This window comes from Brucella haematophila (assembly GCF_005938105.1).
Taxonomy (GTDB): domain Bacteria; phylum Pseudomonadota; class Alphaproteobacteria; order Rhizobiales; family Rhizobiaceae; genus Brucella; species Brucella haematophila.
Genome location: NZ_VCPE01000016.1, coordinates 1 through 20,239 on the forward strand (window position 1 = coordinate 1; position 20,239 = coordinate 20,239).

Genomic DNA, 20,239 nt, shown 5'->3' on the forward strand with positions numbered 1-20,239 from the left:
CGCTGAAAAACAAACGAGGGAAGGTTCAAACATGGGTCAATTCTAAATGGAAATATCACCCCAAACCGGGTCACTTCTCAGCGGCAATCAACAGTACGCAGCACCGAGACGCCAGCCCACGGACTCATCTTCGACGTCGAGAGATGCAACGCGCCACGTGCCACCGAACGGATGACCTGTTGGCGGAATGGCCTTGGTCTGTTCGCCACGCAGTTCCTGATAGCTCACGCCACCGAGAATACGGAAATAGCCCTTTTCACCGGCTGCAAAACGATAGGAACAGTTCAGACCGTAGTCGTTAGAGGAAATCTTCTGTTCTGCTGCAACGAAGCTGCGAACCGAGTCCAGACCGACATCCGTATGAATGCCCCAAGGCTGACGATATTGTGCGGCGCAAGCCAGATCCGACGTCAGGTCGAACTTTGCGGATGCCTTCGGCACCCAATAGCTCGTCGCTTCGTCAACTTCGGTGCTGTACGGCTGACCGCCCTTGAAAGGATTCCTGCCGCCCGTCGCCGCTCCGATTGCGGAGCCACGAATGTTCTTCAGCTTACGCTGCGGAGCGACAAAAGTGCCGGACGCATCGACAGCATTTCCTTGTTCGAACAGAATGTCGAAATCCTGCGAGCTGCGTTCCAGACCACCCGCATGAGCGACAACCGCACTCCCAAGCAGTACCGCCGCAATTCCCCCTATTTTTAAGCCGCGTCCGCTCATAAATGTCCTCCCAGATAGCAACGGCATTAACGTTGACGCAAACGTAAAACAGGAAGGATTCGACCTGCAATATCCAATCATTCGCGGGTCGGTCGCTCGCTCTGAATGGCCACATCAAAAATGCCTAAAATGTGTTGGGTTTTTATGCGCGCGGGAAACATTCCGACAAATCATGGCCAGAAATTCGCCCAAATTGCCCCTTTTTCGGCCAAATTCAGGCCTTGTTGCGAATGCGCAACAATATCAAAAAACAATCGAAACGCTGGTTCGATTTCGCCTCAGACCTCTTGAAACGCAACTTTTCCGGGATAGCCCGCATAAAAACACCCGGCAGTGTGCACTGCCGGGTGGTGATTCGTGTTTCGCCTTACGTTACGGAATGGGTCAAATCAACCCGCGTCACGGATACGTGATTCTGCCGTAGCCACACGCTCGGCGGCTTCCTTCAGCTCAACCAGACGCTCACGTTCTGCTTCAACGACCTCTTCCTTGGCGTTGGCGACGAACTTTTCGTTCGACAGCTTCTTCTCGATCCGGTCGATATCAGCCGCGATCTTGCCAGCTTCCTTGGCGAGACGTGCCGATTCAGCCTTGAGATCAATCAGCTTGCCGAGCGGAATGCAGATCGTCGCTTCGCCGAGCAGCATCTGGGCAGCGCCCTTCGGAGCCTGCGCTTCGAAGGCCACGCTTTCAACGCGGGCAAGACGCTTGATTGCAGCGTCGTGACGTTCAAAGCGCTCTGTGGTCGTTGCATTGGCCTCGAGAACGACGACCGGCGCTACGGCACCAGCCGGAACATTCATTTCTGCACGCACCGAACGGATGCCGGTGACGAGATCGACAAGCCAATTGATGTCGGCAGCCGCTTCTTCATCCGCAAAGGAAAGCTCGGGCCAGTCGGCCAGCGCCAGAACCGTATCGCGCTTCTGGCCTTCGCCAGCCGTCAGCGTCCAGAGTTCTTCCGTCATGAACGGCATGAACGGATGCAGGATCTTGTAGATCTGATCCAGACAGTAAGCAGCCGTTGCCTGTGCTTCGGCTTTTGCCGCTTCATCGTCGCCCATGAAGATCGGCTTGAGCAGTTCCAGATACCAGTCGCAGAACTGGTTCCACACAAAGCGATAGGCCGCACCCGCTGCTTCATTGAAGCGGTAATTGGCAATGCCCTCGGTGACGGCGCGCGTCGCCTTGGTCAGTTCGGTCAGGATCCAGCGATTGACTGCAAGCTTTGCGTTTTCCGGACGGAAATCTGTATCAAGCTTGACGCCATTCATCTGCGCAAAACGCGTCGCATTCCAGAGCTTGGTGCCGAAATTGCGATAGCCTGCGATACGTGCCGGATCGAGCTTAACGTCTCGTCCCTGCGCGGCCATGATGGCCAGCGTGAAGCGCAGCGCATCGGCGCCATATTCGTCCATCAGCTCCAGCGGGTCGATCACATTGCCCTTGGATTTCGACATCTTCGCGCCGTGCTTGTCACGAACAAGCGCGTGCAGATAGACCGTATGGAACGGGATTTCCTCCATGAAATGGAGGCCCATCATCATCATGCGGGCAACCCAGAAGAACAGAATGTCGAAACCGGTCACCAGAACGCTGGTCGGATAATAGGTTGCGAGTTCCGGGGTCTTGTCAGGCCAGCCGAGCGTCGAGAATGGCCACAGGCCCGACGAGAACCACGTGTCCAGAACGTCGGTGTCGCGTTCCAGAGCAACATCTTCACCGTAATGCGCCTTTGCTGCGGCCTTGGCTTCGGCTTCGCTCTTCTCGACAAAGCACTTGCCATCCGGGCCGTACCAGGCCGGGATCTGGTGTCCCCACCAGAGCTGACGCGAAACGCACCATGGCTGGATGTTTTCCATCCAGTCGAAATAGGTCTTTTCCCAGTTCTTGGGCACGATCTGCGTGCGACCGTCACGAACAGCGGCCATGGCAGGCTTCGCCATTTCGGCGGCGTTCACATACCACTGGTCAGTCAGATAAGGCTCGATCGGCACGCCACCGCGATCGCCGTGTGGAACGGCATGGGTGTGATCCTCGACCTTTTCCAGATAGCCGCGCTCGTCCATCAGCTCGACGATGCGCTTGCGAACCGCAAAGCGATCCTGCCCGTCCAGCTCGGCAATCAGCGCCTTCAATTCCGGCGTCAGCTGGAGGCCTTCAAGGAAGTCGATATTGTCTTTCAGCGTGACAGCCGCTGCCGGCGTCAGAATGTTGATCGCGCGCAGATCATTGCGCTTGCCGACTTCAAAGTCGTTGAAGTCATGAGCAGGCGTGATCTTGACCGCGCCAGACCCGGCTTCCGGATCGGCGTAATCATCGGCAACAATCGGAATATGACGGCCAACCAGCGGCAGAACGACATCGTTACCGACGAGAGCGTGATAGCGTTCATCCTTCGGATTAACCGCAACGCCAGTGTCGCCCAGCATGGTTTCAGGGCGGGTCGTTGCAACAACGATATAGGTATGCGGGTCTTCTGAATCGAAAGGTACGTTTTCCAGTGGATAGCGGAAGTGCCAGAGATGGCCCTTCGTCTCGCGGGATTCGACTTCGATATCAGAGATAGCCGTCAGCAGCTTCGGGTCCCAGTTGACCAGACGCTTGTCACGATAGATCAAGCCCTGCTTATAGAGCGAGACGAAGACTTCCAGAACAGCGCGCGACAGCCCCTCATCCATCGTGAAACGTTCGCGCGACCAGTCGCACGACGCGCCGAGACGACGCAGCTGATTGGAGATCATGCCGCCGGATTCGGATTTCCACTGCCAGATGCGCTCGATGAACTTCTCGCGACCCATGGCATGACGGTTCGGCTCCTTCCGCTCGGCAAGCTGACGCTCGACGACCATCTGGGTTGCGATGCCGGCATGGTCCATGCCCGGCTGCCACAGCACATTCTTGCCGCGCATGCGTTCAAAACGAACCATAATGTCCTGGATCGTGTTGTTGAGCGCATGGCCCATATGCAGCGATCCGGTGACATTCGGCGGAGGAATGACCACGGCAAAAGGATCGGCTCCTGGCTTCGCTCCTGCTCCCGCTTTAAATGCCCCTGCTTCTTCCCAGCGTTCGGCAATTTTCGGCTCTATGGCCGCGGCGTCATAAGTCTTCTCAAGCATGGAATTATCCGGTCTTTTTGCGCAATGAAAGGATTGAGCGCTCAATAACAACAAACGGGTGATAAATCACTTTAAAAGTGAAAACCCGCCTGCAAGACAGACGGGCTTTTGAACTCAAAGGCCGTTTTATTCAGGTAACACGTCGATTATCGGTCGCCGCGCACCACTCGTTCGATTTCTTCGCGAACAAGTCGCTCCACGAGGGTCGGCAGATTGTTGTCCAGCCAATCCTGCAACATGGGACGCAGAATCTCGGCGGCGATATCGTCAAACGAACGACGCGGCTCTGCACGCACGACGTGGCTCAGATCCTGAAAAGCTGCGGCCACCTGGCGTTCTGCCACTTGTGACAGAATATGGGGAGCCACGCTCGCATTTGCCAGTGGTTCGGATATCGGCGCTGCCGGAGCCGTGGTCGCGACCGGTGCTTCCGGAGTTGGCTCCACAACCGGTTCAACATATGCTTCGACAGGCTCATCCAGATCAGGTTCTAGCAACTCGTCAATGGCTTCGGCGATTCCGTCCTCAAGCGAACGATCAAGCGCTTCCATCGCGCTATCCTCAATCGCGGCTTCAGGCGCAATTGCGGCAGGCGCTTCCTGCTGCACTTCAGCGGCACGCCGGTCATCATTTTGCGCGTCAAGGACAATGTCCTCTTCTTCCTCATCGATTTCCGGTTCGAATGCGGGCGCAGCTTTCACCGGCTCGTCAATCGGCCCGCGCAATACCGGCTCGTCCTTGAGGATATCACGCATCATGGCCGGCTTTTCAGCCGGTCTCGAAACTGGGGCTTCAGCTGCGGGCTGTTCCTGCGCAGGGGCTGGACGACGGAACTCAGCCACCTCGCCGCGCAACGGAAAATTCGCCGACGTGGACACAGGGTGACGGCTGACATCGCTGTCTTCGATAATGCGTCGAATGGAAGCGAGAATCTCTTCCATGGACGGTTCGCGTGATGCGCTGGATGTCTGTGCCATAGCTGTCCATCTTCCCTATTTCAGAATAGAGCAATGCGCGCCCGCAAGGCTGCACATCGTTCTCCTTCTCTGTATGGAGCCGCTGGTTTTGCGCGGAAAATCGTTCCGCAGCTTTCAAAGCCGCATCCTGCAAAGGACAGAGAATCAATGAATTAAGGGTACCGGACGTTCGGCGATTTGAGAATCCCCGCAAGAACGCTGCGCAATTCAACCCACAGCTTTATCATTTTGTTAAGAATTGAACGCAACCACCAGCGAATCGTCGTCAGACGAAAACGGCGCCCGAAGGCGCCGTTCAATCTGAAATTCTCGCTGATTAGCGACCATCCGGCGTGCGAAGACCGAACCACTTATCCTTGACGGCTTCGTAGTGTTCTTCTGGCTTATATTCAGCCACCTGAAGGCCCATCTGCTTGGAGGTCATGCGACCAGTCGCGTTGAGAAGCGCATAGCTGGCGACAACCACATCATGCTCCGACTGGACGAGAGTGATTTCAGCAGCGGTCAGATCGTTCTGCGCGTTCAACACGTCCAGCGTGGTGCGCTGGCCAACCTTGCGCTCTTCGATCACGCCATCCAGTGCGAGCTGGGCAGCTGCGATACCATCGCGATTTGCCTTGACCGAAGCGCGGGCAGCTTCAAGCTGCGACCATGCCGAACCAATGGCTTCACGAACCTGATCGCGTACGACATCAACTTCGATACGCGCCTGACCAAGTTGTTCCTTGGACTGGCGAATCTGCGCCGATGTGCGACCGCCCGTATAAATCGGAATGGTCACGCCAATACCGACCGAAGCGGAATTACCATCACCGACAGTCGAACCGGCAAAGGTATCCAGACGGCTGGCGCCGGCCGACAGACCTACGGTCGGCAGCATAGCGCCTTCCTTGGCCTTCACATTATAGCCTGCAGCATTCACGGCATATTGCGTTGCAAGAATGCCCGGGTGTCCGGCCTGTGCGATAGCGAAAGCTTCGTTAGGCGACTTCGGCAGGTTCTTCGCGGCAGCAGCAGCGGCAAGCCTGTCCGGCTGTGCACCGACGATGCGAATATAGGTCGCTTCCGCCGACTTGACATTGGCGCGGGCGCTGTTCAGCTCGGCAACTGCTGTCGAACGGCTGGCTTCAGCTTGCGCAACGTCGGTACGCGTGCCTTCACCAACGTCCAGACGCGCACGGGCTGCGCGCACCTGTTCGTTCATCGCAGCCAGATTCTTCTCGCGAAGCACGGCGATCTGGCGATTCTGATAAACGCCCATATAGGCAGCGACAGCGCTATAAAGCGTGTTCTGCTCATCGTTGCGCATATTTTCGCGCTGCGCATAGACTTGGGTTTCTGCTGCGGCCACGTTGTTCTTGGTCTGGAAACCGTCGAACAGCATCTGGTTCAGCTGGATGCCGACCGTACCGCTGGTGCGATAGCCGCTTGTCGGCGCACGACTGCGGCTTGCATCATACGTACCGGTAATCTGCGGACGGTAATTCGACTTGGCGATAGCCACGTTTTCGTCCTGAACGCGCACACCTGCGCGGGAAGAATTAAGCGTAGCGTTATTCTTATAAGCCTTGACCAGAGCACCGGAGAGGTTTTCAGACAAGGCGGACTGCCCCGATAAAACGGTGCCGGCCAACAATGCTGCCGCTGCGACCAGTCCTTTGTACGTTTTGAACACCGGGTACCTCATCTTAAGAATAGCCAAATTCAGTAAATCGAACCGATCAGTTCGGGCAACCTTAAATAACCTTTAAAATCGGTTATTTCCATCGCCCCGCCCAGAGCATGCACAAAGAAATTCCGCAGCGTTGCAGAATTGTACCAATCCCGGAAATTAGAATTCGAACTGCGGAATCCGCTCGAATCCCGGAAGTGGGCGCACCGCAGTGTTGAACGCAATGCGTCCCGATGCAACACCATTTTCTTTAATATAAATGCGGGCAACCGAAGCGTTTCCACGGCCTTCGACGGCGACGAGGCGTCCGCCTTCCTTCAACTGCACGAACAATGTGTCCGGCACGAAATCCACACCGCCTTCGATCATGATCACATCGTAAGGTGCTTCCGAAGGATAGCCGGCGTGCATATCGCCAGAAACAATCACAACATTGTCATAGCCGAGTTCGGCAAGACGGGCGGTCGCAGCGGCAGAAAGCGCAGAATCACTCTCAAGACCGATCACCGAACCGGCCAGATGCGAAAGAATGGCCGAGGAATAACCAGTGCCGCAGCCGATATCGAGCACGACATCGTTCTTGTTCACGCGGGCAAGCTGGATGAGCTTTGCGAAAGGCGACGGCTCCATGAGATAACGCGGCGCGCCACCTTCGGCTTCGAGCGGCTGATCTTCGTCAATATAGGCAACTGCCTGACGGACGGTCGGTACAAAGGCTTCCCGCGGAACGGCCAGAAAAGCATCGATAACCGCCAGATCGGTTACGTCCGTCGTACGGATCTGATTGTCGACCATCTTTGTGCGAAGATCCTGGAAATCGGCTGCCATAGCCCTCAACCCTTCATTATCGCCTAACGCGATGTTTCATATCACAAAGCACTCCGCAGCGTTGGTCCAAACCTCGCTGCGAGTGCACCATAAACGAGATTTGCCGTTGATGTGGCAAAAATCGCCGGTACAGTCAATGAAACAGCTGCGAAACACCCGCATTTGCGGCACTTGAACTCACCGGAACGAACCTCTGCGGTCCGGCTTCCGTTACGGAAAGAAAATGCCGGAAAGCAAGGCTTCCCGGCACGTACATCCTGCTTTGCATTGGCGCAAGCACCTGCAAAATCACATTATTGAGCGTTTGCAGCCGGATAACCGGCTGCCGCCAGCGCGGAAACAACCGCATCTCTGGAGGCATTGCCACCGAATTCGACTTCCTTGGTGTCGAGGTCGATTTCAATCGGCGCTGTGGCATCGAGCTTGCGCAGCGCGGCAGTTACACTGTCGGCGCAGCCACCGCATTTCATCTTGGGAACGGAAAATTTCATCATTGACTGACTCCACGCCTGCACCTTTCCAAAAAACGCACCGATACGGGCTGGAAATGCTTATGAACAACGAGAGAGGGCGACTTTCGAGATTTCATCTCAAGACAGATCGCCCCGACCGAAAGCAGCATGCACCTTGCCATCGTGGTAAGGTCAAGCACTAAAAATGCCCTCTCTGAATCATGCTGTTCCGGCGATCATTCCCAAAGAGGCGACCAGAAAATCAGGTCATGTTCTCAAAGAGCTATGGGGCTTCACAGGCTTCAGGCACGCTCTTTTCAAGTTCCAGTTCCGATTTGCTCAGCGAGCCGGTCATGATCTCGATCGGCTTGAAAGGCGGCTCTTCCTGCATGGCGGGATTGGTAAGGTGAATCGTGTAGCAACCGCCGAAGACTTCCTTCTTGCCATCATTGCTCTCGGCTTCGATAGCCAGTGGCTGGCTCCAGTAGATCTGGCCCGCACCCGGGTCAGGCTCGGTCTTGCGCAAGGCGACCTTGACGCTCTTGGTATTCTCGTAGCCCTTCACAAAGGTCTTGAAGTCGGGTTCCCGCCCCTCTTCCGAGTAATAACCGTAAGCGCGCGTATATTCCTTGCGGTTGATCGCATTATAATAAGATTCAATCAGCGCCTGCGGCGAGGATCGGTCATCGCGATATTCCGGCACGGTAACGCCATTGGCCGCATCCTGCGTCTGTTCAGACGGTTTCGTCTCTTCAACGGGCGCCTTTGTTTGCTCAGCCTGATCCTTTTTCTCGGCTTCAGGCTTTTTCTGCGCTGTCGGTTCAGTGCTGTCTTTCGATGCGGGTTTCGGTGCTTCCTTTGCAGCAGGCTTTGGCGTCTCCTGTGCATAAGCATGCGGTAGAGCGACAGACAGGCCGAGCGCGCCCACCAGAACAGCCAGCCTTAGAGATTTCATCCGATCAATCGACATTCATACCTCCTCTTTCCCCAATACCCGCCAGCCGAACACGCGGCCTGCGCTCTCGATTTGGTGTCTTGCGGTAATGATGTTACAACACTAACTATAGTGAAAACGTGGCAGCGAGGTTTCAAACTCGCTGGTTTCACACGAGATTGGTTGATTCTCGCGCGTGAAGCCACAGCCTCAAGGCCACCGCATAGCACCGGAAGAGAAGAACCATGGGCCGTTTCGCAGTCATGACGCTAACCGAAGCCGCAGCAAATCGCGTTCGCGAGATTGTTGAGTCGCGCGAAGGCGCGCTGGGCATTCGTGTCGGCGTGAAAAAAGGCGGCTGTGCGGGCATGGAATATACCATCGATGTCGCCAGCGAAGCGAAAGCCGGTGATGATGTTGCCGAGAAAGATGGCGCCAAGGTCTTTATCGCGCCGGAAGCTGTTCTTTTTCTACTCGGAACCCAGATGGATTTCGAAGTCACCACGCTGCGCACCGGTTTCGTGTTCAACAACCCGAACCAGACTTCTGCCTGTGGCTGCGGTGAATCGGTTGAACTGACCCCTGCCTCGGCAGAAAGCCTACGCCAGATGCAGGGCGCCGCCTGACCTGATCCACGAGGATAGTCTTCCGAAGGAATCTCCCCAATGGATGACGAAACTCTTCGCGATCTATTGCAGGATTTTGGCCCGATCAGTATCCGCCGCATGTTCGGCGGCAAAGGCATTTATCATCAGGGGCTGATTTTCGCGCTTGTCGTTCGCGATGAACTGCTTTTCAAAGCCGACGAATTGACCATCCCGCGTTTTATCGACGCCGGATCGGTGCAATGGACCTATGAAGGGCGCAAGGGCGGCGATCCCATTGGCATGCCCTATTGGAGCGTGCCGAGCGAAGCCTTCGACGACCCTGAGATCATGACCGAATGGGCTCGCCTCGCTTATGAAGCTGCACTGCGCAGCGGTCAGCCCAAACCCCAAAAGAAATCGGCCGCGAAGCGATCCTCCACGGCCGAATAATAAATCTAACAGTGCTTTCCGCTTACATGCCCGTTGGAATGAGCATGAAAGCAGGAATGTCGTTGCCGAAACCAACCGGCGACGGACCATCATCATCGCGATCACGGCGGCGCTTATGCTGGTCGTGCTGCGGCTTGCCACGACGTTCATCGTTGGAAGCGCGGATCGCATCGCGGCGGTCGTGGGTTTCAATAATGGGCTGCGGCTGTTCCGCCGGATCGAGCGCTTCGGTCGAAGCTACCTTTTCCTTTGGCTTGTCCATGCTCTTGTCCCGCCCCTTATCTTTGCCCTTGCTATCTCTTTGCGAGTCCTTGCCCTTGCCCCGCGCATTCCTGCCCTTGCGCGGCTGATCATCAGCCTCGTCGGACGGTGCAAGCGTGGACAGATCGCCATCGACCCATTCGATCTTCTCGCCGATCATGTTCTCAATCGCGGCAAGATACTTCGTGTCCGATGGCGTGACGATGGTGAACGCCTTGCCTGAGCGGCCAGCGCGACCCGTGCGGCCAATGCGGTGGACGTAGTCTTCCGAATGGATCGGAACATCGAAATTGAAGACGTGGCTGACATCAGGGATATCAAGGCCGCGTGCTGCCACATCGGAAGCGACCAGCAATTGCAGCTTGCCTTCCTTGAAGTTGGCCAACATCGTCATGCGGGCGCGCTGATCCATATCGCCATGCAATGCACCGGCGTTGAACTCATGGCGTACCAGCGAACGGAACAATTCCGACACATCCTTCTTGCGATTGCAGAAGATGATCGCATTCTTGAGCGTGTCGCCTTCGGCACGGATGAGATCACGCAATGCAGCGCGCTTGTCCCAATCTTTTCTGCTCGACTTGACCAGACGCTGCGTCACGGTCTTTGCCGTGGACGAAGCCTTGGCCACTTCGACACGCGTTGGCGAATGCAGGAACTGCTCGGTGAGCTTGGTGATTTCCGGCGGCATGGTCGCCGAGAAGAACAGCGTCTGACGCGTGAACGGAATCAGCTTGCAGATGCGTTCGATATCCGGAATGAAGCCCATGTCGAGCATACGGTCGGCTTCATCGATGACCAGAATTTCAACGCCGGTCAAAAGCAGCTTGCCGCGTTCGAAATGGTCGAGAAGACGGCCCGGCGTGGCGATCAGAACGTCTGCGCCGCGCTCAAGCTTGCGCTCTTGCTCGTCGAACGAAACGCCGCCGATCAGCAGAGCAACATTAAGGCGGTGATTGACACCGTATTTGACGAAATTCTCTTCGACCTGCGCAGCAAGCTCACGGGTCGGCTCAAGAATGAGCGTGCGCGGCATGCGGGCGCGAGCCCGGCCCTTTTCCAGCAGCGTCAGCATCGGCAGAACGAAAGAAGCCGTCTTGCCCGTTCCCGTCTGGGCGATACCAAGCACATCCTTGCGCTCGAGCGCGGGCGGTATAGCGCCTGCCTGAATGGGTGTAGGCGCGGTGTATCCAGCCGCTTCTACAGCAGCAAGCACTTTCGGGGAAAGACCGAGTTCGGCAAATGTCGTCAATGGAGGCGCAGCTCTCTGGTTCGGAAACGTGTTCCGCCCATCCTGTCATTGCAGCCGCGTCATCCGGCGCAGGAACCAAAGCAGAAAAGGCGTCTGCAACGCATCTAGCGTTTTCTTGCAGCATCGCCTACGTCCGCAGCGTGCAAAAGTCAACCAAAATACCAACATCCGATATCAAATTGCTTTGATAATCCTGCTGATAACGACAAATGACGCTAATCTACGTCTTTTCTAATCGAATTAAATCAAATTGATGACAATTAGAAGATTGTCAGCCGCGGTAGTTTGACAACTTTGTTTGCTTATAATCTTACCCGAAAACCTGTCGACTTTTCAGATTAATGCCGGAATTGTTCTGTCAGAATGCGCTCGTCCCAGGAGTGGTTCTTATCAAACAGAATGGCCACCTGACTATTCGGTGCCTCGCGCACCGTAACCGACGTCACGGATTTGACTTCGTTGTTGTCGGCAACGGCATTGACCGGGCGCTTTTCCGTTTCCAGCAAATCCATACGAACCGTCACATGCTTGGGCAGCAATGCGCCACCCCAGCGACGCGGACGGAAGGGGCTGACCGGCGTCAGCGCCAGAAGCGGCGCTTCCAATGGCAGAATCGGTCCCTGCGCCGAGAGATTGTAGGCTGTCGAACCAGCGGGGGTGGCGACCATCACGCCGTCGCAGACCAGTTCTTCCAGCCGCACTTTACCGTCAATCGAAATGCGCACCTTGGCCGCCTGATAGGACTGGCGGAACAGCGAAACTTCGTTGATTGCAAGCGCCTCGACCGGAGCTGAATTTTCAGTCTCCGCGATCATGACCAGCGGACGAATTGTTTCCATCTGCGCAGCCAGAATGCGCTCGCACAGATTATCAACGCTGAACTCATTCATCAGAAAGCCAACAGACCCGCGATTCATGCCATAGATCGGGGTACCGCTATTCATGAAATCCCGCAGCGCCTGAAGCATGGTGCCGTCACCGCCGAGCGCAACAATAATGTCGGCGTCTTCCCCCGACACATGTCCATAGCGATTCACAAGCTCTTTCTGAGCCGCGAGTGATTCTTCGGTCCCGGACGAGAGAAAATGAAGCGCGAGTGATTTGTCGTTCATGTCTACTGTCTCGCTCCCCAGCTCAACCCTGATAAGTTTGCCATGCCTCATCGCGGTCTATTGGCTATCACATGAAAAACCCTGTTGCCATGACCTCTTTGCGATGAATTTTCGTTTTACAGACGCGTCATTTGTGCTAATCGAGCGCTAGCCGCACAGCGGAAGCGATTTGCAACCAAAAGCGGTTCGATACACACTGTATCGTGAAGTGCCCTTATAGCTCAGTTGGTAGAGCACCTGATTTGTAATCAGGGGGTCGGGAGTTCGAGTCTCTCTGGGGGCACCACTATTTTCTCTGGCAAGAGATATTTCCATTTATTTTCATACAGTCGAACGAATTTCGATTCGGAACAGTCCGCCATTTTGCGTCACAGACTGACCATTGTTTCTACCGATAAACCTGAAACGACCCCTCACCTTAATCTTATGACATCTCGATGTCTGCTTAAGCAGTCTGTGGGCACTCCAGCCCCTTTCCTCATCCGCTCCCTAATGTGGATGAGAACTAAATAGAAATATAAATGGCGAGTACCGGCTCATGACTTGTCTAATCGTGCTGGGATGTCCGGTTTTGACCCAATACGGCACACGCATTGCGTTTAAAAGTTGCAGCTAAAACACCTAGGCGATATGGCCAGCGCCGGGCAGCCTAAGCAATTGCCCGCCCCCGCGAGAGGCACGGTTTCTACACACTTGTGTCTCTCGCCCCACATCGTGAAATCAGGGAAAGACCATCGTCGCAACGAAACACCTGCTCACGACCGACGAGTTGATACTTACCAATGTTACTATTCAATATCGCATTATTCGCGTTTGGACTTTCATTTATTCTATTGGTCATCGCCATATTTTTCATGAACGCCATTTAGCTGGATTACAGCACTAAACGTCGGACCCCTAACAAATTTGCGCATCGCTTCATTGGTAATTCCTTTCGGAAAAGAAAATCCGCCTTCTCAGAAATAATCCCGTCGAATCTTCTAGTATTCATCTCGCTTGATTGTCGAATAACCGATTATTTTTAAGAACGATATATTTTAATGATCTTCGTTCAGAGAACAGAAAAATATCCAATCAGAAACGTTCATTTACAATTCTGCCCAAAACAGAACAATCTATAGATGTATATTTTATTTACTGAAATCGTAGAGGATACTGATTATGAAGAAAATCTTTGCTGCAGCTATCGCACTTTCCTTTATTTCCGCTCCTGCTGCTTTTGCTGCCCAAAGCCAAATTTCCTCGGGTCTCGTCCATCAGGTCAAGGTGGTTAAAAAGGCCAAGGCAAAAAAGCCAGGTCCAAAGAGACACGTTAAAAAGCCTGTCCGAAAGCCCGTCAGAAAGCCGATCCGACATTAATCCGCGTTCAATCTGAACAAAAATGCGATCGTCGCTTCGAAAGTCGAAGCGACGACGACTTAAACAAGAACACGTGTCGAAGAAAATTGCGGAAGGAATTAATTCCCCTTGCCGCCGCGATAAATATTCACGCCAAGCTCGCGGATTTTCTTGCGCAGTGTATTGCGGTTGAGACCAAGCAGGTCCGCCGCTTTGATCTGGTTACCGCGTGTTGCCGTCAGGCAAGCCAGGATCAGCGGATATTCAAGCTCAGCCAGTACGCGGTGATAAAGCCCCGGCGGCGGCAGGTCGGCACCGAATGAAGCGAAATAACGCTGCATGTTCTGCTCGACCGCTTGCGAGATCGTGACGTTTTCCGCGTCGCCGGTCACTGCTGGAATCGTGTCGGGCTTCGACAGTTCCGCCTTCAGTTCGGTTTCGATGATTTCCGGCGAGATTTCTTCCTGCGGATAGAGCGCCGCCAGCCTGCGCACGAGGTTTTCCAGTTCGCGCACATTGCCGGGCCATGGATAGCGGCGCATCATGTCGAGACCGGCATTGGTGATGCGTTTTTCTGGCAAGCCCTCTTCAGCAGCGCGTTTGAAGAAATGACGCACCAGATCAGGCACGTCCTCACTGCGCTCACGCAGCGGCGGCAGCCGCAGCGGCACCACGTTCAAACGGTAATAAAGGTCTTCGCGGAAGAGGCCCTGCGCGATCAGCTGGCGCAGATCCTTGTTGGTCGCCGCCACGATGCGCACATCGGTCTTGATAGGCGTGCGTCCGCCGACCGTCATATATTCGCCCTGCTGCAACACGCGAAGCAGGCGCGTTTGCGCTTCCATCGGCATATCGCCAATTTCATCCAGAAAAAGCGTACCGCCATTGGCCTGTTCGAAGCGACCGCTCGAGCGATTCTGCGCGCCCGTAAAAGCGCCCTTCTCGTGGCCGAACAGTTCTGATTCGATCAGATCGCGTGGAATGGCAGCCATGTTGATCGCAACGAACGGTCCCTTGCGACGGCGGCCATATTCATGCAGCGCGCGGGCTACCAGTTCCTTGCCGGTGCCGGATTCGCCCGTCACCATCATGGTCAGGTCAGTCTGCATCATACGCGCCAGAACGCGATAGATCTCCTGCATGGCAGGCGAACGACCGACAAGCGGCATATTCTCGCCGGGCTCGTCGTGGAGCGAGGCGATTGGCTTATGCTTCGGTTCGGACAAAGCGCGGCCGACAATATTAATCAGTTCCGTCAGGTCGAACGGTTTCGGCAGATATTCATAGGCGCCCGCTTCCGAGGCGCGAATGGCCGTCATGAATGTGTTCTGGGCACTCATCACCACAATCGGCAGATCAGGCCGCATCTTCTTGATACGCGGCAGCAGGTCGAAAGCGTTTTCGTCCGGCATCATGACGTCGGTGATGACCAGATCGCCATCGCCAGCCGCCACCCAACGCCACAAGGATGCGGCATTCGATGTCACCCGCACATCGTAACCGGCCCGGGAGAGTGCCTGATTGAGCACAGTGCGGATCGCCGCATCATCATCCGCCACCAATACGGTTCCCGTCGGGCGTCCTGCTATCATGCGTCGTCTCCGGTATAGTCAGTCGTGAATTTGCTTGGCCGGGAAGCAACATCCGAGCTTTTCCAGGCAGGCATAAGAATGCGGAAAGTGGTGCGCGACGGATGGCTGTCGCATTCGATGATGCCGCCATGATCGCCGATGATTTTTGCCACCAGGGCCAATCCAAGGCCCGAACCATTGGTTTTGGTCGTTACAAATGGATCAAAGAGATGCGGCAGCATATCCTGCGGCACGCCGGGTCCATTGTCGTGCACGCAGAATTCCAGCGGCAGCGCCACGCGGTCGCGCGCACCCGGCACCTGAAGGCGAATACCGGGGCGATAAGCCGTCGAGAGAAGAATTTCTCCGTGATCGCGGTCGCCAATGGCCTCAGTAGCGTTCTTCACCAGATTGAGAAACACCTGCACAAGTTGGTCGCGATTGGCGAAAACCGGCGGCAATGACGGATCATAATCTTCCGAGAAACGGATATGACGGGCAAAACCATTGCGGGCGACGGCCTTCACATGGTCCAGAACCGCGTGAATATTTACTGCGGTGCGCTCAATGGGACGCTCGTCGGAGAAAACCTCCATCCGGTCCACCAGTGACACGATACGGTCGGTTTCATCGGTGATCAGCCGCGCCAGCGCGCGATCCTCGTCGCCAACCACCTGCTCAAGCAACTGAGCCGCACCACGAATACCCGAAAGCGGGTTCTTGATCTCATGCGCCAGCATCGAGGCAAGACCAGTAACCGAGCGGGCAGCGCCGCGATGGGTCATCTGGCGGTCGATCTTTTCCGCCATGGTCTTTTCCTTGAACAGGATGACCACAGCGCCCGGCATTTCAACGACGGGCGCAACATAAAGATCAACGATGCGTTCAGCACCAAGACGCGGCGAGGAAATATCAACGCGATATTCATTGACCGGCATCTGGCTGGCGCGAACCTGATCGATGAGAGCCAGAAGCGGGCTGCCAAAAGGCAGAAAGCTCTCCAGCCGGTTGCGGGCCAATATGGACGAGCCAGAGCGGAAAAACTGCTCGCCGTCCAGATTGGCATAGACAATGTGATTGTCAGGCCCGACCATAATGACCGGCTGGCTAATCGCATCCAGGATAACTGAAGGAATGCTGCCTTTTTCTTCTCTTTCGCGCATCAGGCGACCTTTCTGAACGCCGATTTCAACTCTGGCGCATCCGTCGTCCGTGCCGCGAAAATCCGACGCAGCGCTTCAACAACCTTTGCGGGATCGGTCAGCGTCATAACTTCCGCCTTATCCGCAGAGGTCAAAGCCTCTCCGGCATGACGATCCAGATACCAGCCAAGATGCTTGCGCGCATGGCGAATACCCGTTTTGCTACCATAATGGTCGAGCATATCTTCGTAATGCATTATAATATAATCGATAATCTCCGTTTCGGATTGCGCTGATGGTGAACTGCCCGCGATCACTCCCGGCAGCCATGGCTGTCCATAGGTAGCCCGTCCGACCATCACCGCATCCGCACCGGACCGGCGGCGAATCTCTTCAGCGTCTTCACGAGACGACACATCGCCATTGGCGACGAGCGGAATTTTCACTGCATCGCGCACGGCGAGGATGGCATCCCAGTCGGCATGACCTTCATAGAACTGGCAGCGCGTGCGCCCATGCACAGTGACCATGGCAATGCCCGCATCTTCGGCACGCTTGGCCAGTTCGGGTGCATTGATGCTGTTTTCGTCCCAGCCGAGCCGCATCTTCAGCGTGACCGGTACCTTCACGGCAGCCACAGTCGCCTCAACAAGCGTCATCGCGTGATCCAGATCGCGCATCAGCGCCGATCCGGAATAGCCGCCGGTCACTTTCTTGGCCGGGCAGCCCATATTGATATCGATGATATCCGCGCCCTCGCCTTCGGCGATCTTGGCGGCCTCGCCCATCCAATGGGCTTCACGCCCGGCAAGCTGAACCACATGCGTGCCCAGACCTTCGCCCGACAGGCGCAGCAGACTTTCCTTGTGACGATTGCAAAGTTCCGCGCTGGCGACCATTTCCGAAACGACCATTCCCGCTCCGGCAGCAGCAGCGCGCTTGCGAAACGGCAAATCGGAGACGCCAGACATCGGCGCCAGAAAAACGCGATTCTTGAGCACCACGCCACGGATATCCAAGGGCTGATCGATAGAAGTCACAAATAAATGCCTATTTCATGTGCATGATGCATAACGCACACACTTTAATCAGTTCATCTTTTGAACGCAAGGAAAAGCACGCAGATAGCATTGCATTTTGCGTCATTTGAGAAGTACGCTTTAACTTGTTGTTTTTATGCGTATCTTTGCCCCGAAAGCGCCCCTCGCTTTTGGAAGGCATGTTTCTGGAATATGCAATAAATCAATTGCCGTCTGGCATTTATCGATGCAAGGCATTATTCGGCTTCCAAGCGACCAACTTTGGCAAAGGCAAAGATCATTTCGAAAACAGCAGCGGTCATTGTGGCAGCCGGCCGAGGCGAACGGGCGGGGCAGAGCGTCGAAGGGCCGAAGCAATACCGGCGCATCGGCGGCGAAGCCGTGCTCGCGCGGACGTTGCGCGCCTTTATCGACTGTCCGCTGGTCGACAAGATCGTTGTCGTCATCCATCCCGACGATCACCTGCTTTATGAACGCGCCATACCGGAAAGCCACGAAGACGTCATCGTCGTGACCGGTGGCCCCACACGGCAGGAATCTACACGGCTGGGGCTACTCGCCCTCACGGAACATGCGCCGCATTATGTGATGATCCATGACGGCGTGCGCCCCTTCATCACGCAGGGACTGCTTGAACGGATCGTCGGCAACCTGACACCGGAGGAAGGCGTCCTCCCCGCGCTGGCCGTTTCAGACACACTGAAACAATCGGCCATCGACGGAACAGTCAAGACCACCGTTCCCCGCGCCGGTCTGTTCGCGGCGCAGACTCCGCAGACATTTCCCTATGCGCCTATACTCGACGCGCACGAAAAAGCCTTCGCCATCCGTCGCACGGATTTCACCGACGATGCCGCCATTGCCGAATGGCAGGGCCTCGCCGTGCGCATCATCGAAGGCTCGGCTGACAATACAAAGCTTACCTGGGCAAAGGACATCGAAATGGCAGACAAGCGCCTGCGGCAAGACCACGCCGCCTTTCCGGATATTCGCACGGGCAATGGCTATGACGTACATTCCTTCGAGCCGGGCGACCATGTCACGCTCTGCGGCGTGAAAATCCCGCATGAAGCAAAGCTCAACGGCCATTCCGATGCCGATGTGGCTCTTCACGCCCTCACCGACGCCCTGCTCGCCACGCGCGGCGCAGGCGATATCGGTACACATTTCCCGCCATCGGATCCGCAATGGAAGGGCGCGGCCTCGCGCATCTTCATCGAGCATGCAGCCAAGATTGTTCGCGAGGCTGGCGGACGCATCGCCAATGTCGATGTGACGCTGATCAGCGAAGCGCCGAAGGTCGGGCCACATCGCGCTGCCATGACGGAAGCACTCTGCGATATGTTGGGCATCGCCGCCGACCGCGTGTCCATCAAGGCCACGACCAACGAGAAGCTCGGCTTTGTCGGTCGTCGTGAAGGCATCGCCGCCATTGCGACGGCGACCGTCATTTATCCCGGTGAAGTGCCGGAATGAGCGAACTCGTCGCAGAGAAAGAAGCAATCGCAGTGCTGGAAGCCTGCCGCAAGGCTGGCCTGATGATTGCGACCGCGGAATCCTGCACCGGCGGGCTGATTGCTGGCGCCTTGACCGACATTGCCGGTTCGTCCGATGTGGTGGATCGTGGCTTCGTTACCTATTCCAATGAAGCCAAGACTGAAATGATCGGCGTGCCGATGGAACTGATCGGTCAGGTCGGCGCTGTCTCGAAGGAAGTGGCGATTGCCATGGCCGAAGGCGCGCTGAAGCATTCGCGCGCAGGTATCAGCATTGCAGTCACCGGCGTTGCGGGACCCGGCGGCGGCTCGGACGAAAAGCCTGTTGGACTTGTCCATATAGCCTCCGCACGCAGCGGCCAGCCAACCCTGCACCGCGAATGCCGTTTCGGCCCGAAAAGCCGTGCGGATATTCGCCATGCAACGGTTCTTGCCGCGCTGGAACTGGTGCTGACAAATTTGCGCGACGCCTAACGCCAACGCATGTACTTTCCGCACTGCCGCCCTATCCTCTGCTTATCAATTCAAGATGAGGAACATAGGCAATGCGTTTCAAAGGCAAAGTGGCCATCGTAACGGGTGGGGCAAGCGGTATCGGGGAAGCGACGGTCCGGGCCTTTGTACGTGAAGGTGCAAGTGTCGTCATTGCCGATTATGCCGATCACGGCCAGCAACTGGCCGACGAACTTGCCGGAACACACCAGCAGGCCATTTTCATCAAGACAGATGTGACAAAAACCAAAGCTGTTCAGGAGCTTATTGCCCGAACAGTGGAAAATTACGGTCGTCTCGACATCATGTTCGCCAATGCCGGTATTGCGGCGGACGGCCCCATCGACGAGCTTGACGAAAGCGCCTGGCAGAAGACCATCGATATCAATCTGACCGGCGTTTACCTCTGCGATAAATACGCAATCGACCAGATGCGTTCGCAAGGCGGCGGCGTCATCGTCAATTGCGGATCGATCCACAGCCATGTCGGCAAATCGGGCGTGACAGCCTATGCAGCGGCAAAAGGTGGTGTGAAACTTCTGACCCAGACTCTGGCCATCGATTACGGCACGCAGAATATCCGCGTGAATGCCGTCTGCCCCGGCTATATCGACACACCGCTTCTGAAAGATGTTCCCGACGACAAGAAGGATGCTCTTGTCGCCCTGCACCCGATGGGCCGCCTTGGCCGCGCGGAAGAAGTGGCAAGCGCTGTGCTCTTCCTCGCCAGTGACGAGGCTTCGTTCATCACCGGATCGTCATTGATGGTAGATGGTGGGTATACGGCGCAGTAAAC

Annotated in this window: 17 protein-coding genes, 1 tRNA gene and 1 pseudogene; 7 read left to right on the forward strand and 12 right to left on the reverse strand. The window is 55.8% G+C overall.

Annotated elements, in window-relative coordinates:
* Window positions 1–93: 93 nt before the first annotated feature.
* The 7 genes and pseudogenes from FGI60_RS26565 to FGI60_RS20505 all read right to left on the reverse strand — a co-directional run.
* Window positions 94–717 (reverse strand): annotated as a pseudogene (locus FGI60_RS26565) (OmpP1/FadL family transporter); the annotation flags it as partial.
* Between the two features lie 389 nt (window positions 718–1,106).
* Window positions 1,107–3,839, reverse strand: coding sequence for a valine--tRNA ligase (locus FGI60_RS20480; RefSeq protein ID WP_138786773.1), 2,733 nt, complete (start codon window positions 3,837–3,839; stop codon window positions 1,107–1,109).
* 146 nt (window positions 3,840–3,985) lie between these two features.
* Window positions 3,986–4,816 (reverse strand): PopZ family protein, encoded by an 831-nt coding sequence (locus FGI60_RS20485; protein ID WP_138786774.1) that lies wholly within the window; start codon window positions 4,814–4,816, stop codon window positions 3,986–3,988.
* Between the two features lie 316 nt (window positions 4,817–5,132).
* Window positions 5,133–6,503 carry a TolC family outer membrane protein gene (locus tag FGI60_RS20490; protein ID WP_138786775.1) on the reverse strand — a complete coding sequence of 457 codons (1,371 nt, stop codon included), beginning with the start codon at window positions 6,501–6,503 and terminating at the stop codon, window positions 5,133–5,135.
* Between the two features lie 144 nt (window positions 6,504–6,647).
* On the reverse strand, window positions 6,648–7,316 hold the full coding sequence (locus FGI60_RS20495; protein ID WP_138786776.1) for a protein-L-isoaspartate O-methyltransferase family protein: 669 nt from the start codon (window positions 7,314–7,316) through the stop codon (window positions 6,648–6,650).
* 293 nt (window positions 7,317–7,609) lie between these two features.
* The gene (locus FGI60_RS20500) at window positions 7,610–7,810 is read right to left on the reverse strand and encodes a heavy-metal-associated domain-containing protein (protein ID WP_138786777.1); all 201 of its coding nucleotides are present in this window, start codon (window positions 7,808–7,810) and stop codon (window positions 7,610–7,612) included.
* 241 nt (window positions 7,811–8,051) lie between these two features.
* Window positions 8,052–8,738, reverse strand: coding sequence for a hypothetical protein (locus tag FGI60_RS20505; protein WP_138786778.1), 687 nt, complete (start codon window positions 8,736–8,738; stop codon window positions 8,052–8,054).
* 209 nt (window positions 8,739–8,947) lie between these two features.
* Between FGI60_RS20505 and sufA the strand changes: the two genes are divergently transcribed.
* Both sufA and FGI60_RS20515 read left to right on the forward strand, forming a co-directional pair.
* Window positions 8,948–9,328, forward strand: a complete 381-nt coding sequence (sufA, locus tag FGI60_RS20510; RefSeq protein ID WP_078340420.1) for a Fe-S cluster assembly scaffold SufA — start codon at window positions 8,948–8,950, stop codon at window positions 9,326–9,328.
* Window positions 9,329–9,367: 39 nt separating this feature from the next.
* On the forward strand, window positions 9,368–9,739 hold the full coding sequence (locus FGI60_RS20515) for a TfoX/Sxy family protein (RefSeq protein WP_138786779.1): 372 nt from the start codon (window positions 9,368–9,370) through the stop codon (window positions 9,737–9,739).
* Between the two features lie 22 nt (window positions 9,740–9,761).
* Here the strand turns inward: FGI60_RS20515 and FGI60_RS20520 are convergent, their stop codons facing one another.
* Window positions 9,762–11,252: a DEAD/DEAH box helicase gene (locus FGI60_RS20520; protein ID WP_138786780.1), complete on the reverse strand. Its 1,491-nt coding sequence runs from the start codon at window positions 11,250–11,252 to the stop codon at window positions 9,762–9,764.
* A 338-nt stretch (window positions 11,253–11,590) separates the two neighbouring features.
* Window positions 11,591–12,364 carry an NAD kinase gene (locus tag FGI60_RS20525; RefSeq protein ID WP_138786781.1) on the reverse strand — a complete coding sequence of 258 codons (774 nt, stop codon included), beginning with the start codon at window positions 12,362–12,364 and terminating at the stop codon, window positions 11,591–11,593.
* Between the two features lie 210 nt (window positions 12,365–12,574).
* Here FGI60_RS20525 and FGI60_RS20530 point away from each other — a divergent pair.
* Window positions 12,575–12,650: transfer RNA gene (locus tag FGI60_RS20530), tRNA-Thr, on the forward strand.
* 875 nt (window positions 12,651–13,525) lie between these two features.
* Window positions 13,526–13,723 carry a hypothetical protein gene (locus tag FGI60_RS20535; protein ID WP_138786782.1) on the forward strand — a complete coding sequence of 66 codons (198 nt, stop codon included), beginning with the start codon at window positions 13,526–13,528 and terminating at the stop codon, window positions 13,721–13,723.
* A gap of 98 nt (window positions 13,724–13,821) precedes the next feature.
* Here FGI60_RS20535 and ntrC read toward each other — a convergent pair whose 3' ends face one another.
* The 3 genes from ntrC to dusB are packed head-to-tail and all read right to left on the reverse strand — an operon-like array spanning window position 13,822 to window position 17,455.
* Window positions 13,822–15,294, reverse strand: coding sequence for a nitrogen regulation protein NR(I) (gene ntrC / locus FGI60_RS20540; protein ID WP_138786783.1), 1,473 nt, complete (start codon window positions 15,292–15,294; stop codon window positions 13,822–13,824).
* Complete coding sequence (locus FGI60_RS20545; protein ID WP_138786784.1) at window positions 15,291–16,436, reverse strand: two-component system sensor histidine kinase NtrB; 1,146 nt, start codon at window positions 16,434–16,436, stop codon at window positions 15,291–15,293. The genes ntrC and FGI60_RS20545 overlap by 4 nt, the downstream gene beginning before the upstream one ends.
* Window positions 16,436–17,455, reverse strand: coding sequence for a tRNA dihydrouridine synthase DusB (gene dusB / locus FGI60_RS20550; RefSeq protein WP_138786785.1), 1,020 nt, complete (start codon window positions 17,453–17,455; stop codon window positions 16,436–16,438). Before dusB ends, FGI60_RS20545 begins: the two co-directional genes overlap by 1 nt.
* Window positions 17,456–17,716: 261 nt before the next feature.
* On the opposite strand from dusB, the gene FGI60_RS20555 reads away from it, so the two are divergent.
* The 3 genes from FGI60_RS20555 to FGI60_RS20565 all read left to right on the forward strand — a co-directional run bounded on the left by FGI60_RS20555 (window position 17,717) and on the right by FGI60_RS20565 (window position 20,237).
* Window positions 17,717–18,931 carry a bifunctional 2-C-methyl-D-erythritol 4-phosphate cytidylyltransferase/2-C-methyl-D-erythritol 2,4-cyclodiphosphate synthase gene (locus FGI60_RS20555; protein WP_138786786.1) on the forward strand — a complete coding sequence of 405 codons (1,215 nt, stop codon included), beginning with the start codon at window positions 17,717–17,719 and terminating at the stop codon, window positions 18,929–18,931.
* Window positions 18,928–19,425 (forward strand): CinA family protein, encoded by a 498-nt coding sequence (locus tag FGI60_RS20560; protein WP_138786787.1) that lies wholly within the window; start codon window positions 18,928–18,930, stop codon window positions 19,423–19,425. The genes FGI60_RS20555 and FGI60_RS20560 overlap by 4 nt, the downstream gene beginning before the upstream one ends.
* A gap of 71 nt (window positions 19,426–19,496) precedes the next feature.
* Window positions 19,497–20,237 (forward strand): SDR family NAD(P)-dependent oxidoreductase, encoded by a 741-nt coding sequence (locus FGI60_RS20565; RefSeq protein ID WP_138786788.1) that lies wholly within the window; start codon window positions 19,497–19,499, stop codon window positions 20,235–20,237.
* Window positions 20,238–20,239 lie beyond the last annotated feature (2 nt).

Excerpts from the sequence above, each read along its gene's own strand:
- FGI60_RS20560 (WP_138786787.1), top strand. The coding sequence starts at position 18,928 with ATGAGCGAACTCGTCGCAGAGAAAGAAGCAATCGCAGTGCTGGAAGCC.
- sufA (WP_078340420.1), top strand. The coding sequence starts at position 8,948 with ATGGGCCGTTTCGCAGTCATGACGCTAACCGAAGCCGCAGCAAATCGC.
- FGI60_RS20545 (WP_138786784.1), bottom strand. The coding sequence starts at position 16,436 with ATGCGCGAAAGAGAAGAAAAAGGCAGCATTCCTTCAGTTATCCTGGAT.
- FGI60_RS20500 (WP_138786777.1), bottom strand. The coding sequence starts at position 7,810 with ATGATGAAATTTTCCGTTCCCAAGATGAAATGCGGTGGCTGCGCCGAC.
- FGI60_RS20535 (WP_138786782.1), top strand. The coding sequence starts at position 13,526 with ATGAAGAAAATCTTTGCTGCAGCTATCGCACTTTCCTTTATTTCCGCT.
- FGI60_RS20490 (WP_138786775.1), bottom strand. The coding sequence starts at position 6,503 with ATGAGGTACCCGGTGTTCAAAACGTACAAAGGACTGGTCGCAGCGGCA.
- FGI60_RS20505 (WP_138786778.1), bottom strand. The coding sequence starts at position 8,738 with ATGTCGATTGATCGGATGAAATCTCTAAGGCTGGCTGTTCTGGTGGGC.
- FGI60_RS20525 (WP_138786781.1), bottom strand. The coding sequence starts at position 12,364 with ATGAACGACAAATCACTCGCGCTTCATTTTCTCTCGTCCGGGACCGAA.
- FGI60_RS20565 (WP_138786788.1), top strand. The coding sequence starts at position 19,497 with ATGCGTTTCAAAGGCAAAGTGGCCATCGTAACGGGTGGGGCAAGCGGT.
- FGI60_RS20495 (WP_138786776.1), bottom strand. The coding sequence starts at position 7,316 with ATGGCAGCCGATTTCCAGGATCTTCGCACAAAGATGGTCGACAATCAG.
- ntrC (WP_138786783.1), bottom strand. The coding sequence starts at position 15,294 with ATGATAGCAGGACGCCCGACGGGAACCGTATTGGTGGCGGATGATGAT.
- FGI60_RS20480 (WP_138786773.1), bottom strand. The coding sequence starts at position 3,839 with ATGCTTGAGAAGACTTATGACGCCGCGGCCATAGAGCCGAAAATTGCC.
- FGI60_RS20515 (WP_138786779.1), top strand. The coding sequence starts at position 9,368 with ATGGATGACGAAACTCTTCGCGATCTATTGCAGGATTTTGGCCCGATC.
- FGI60_RS20485 (WP_138786774.1), bottom strand. The coding sequence starts at position 4,816 with ATGGCACAGACATCCAGCGCATCACGCGAACCGTCCATGGAAGAGATT.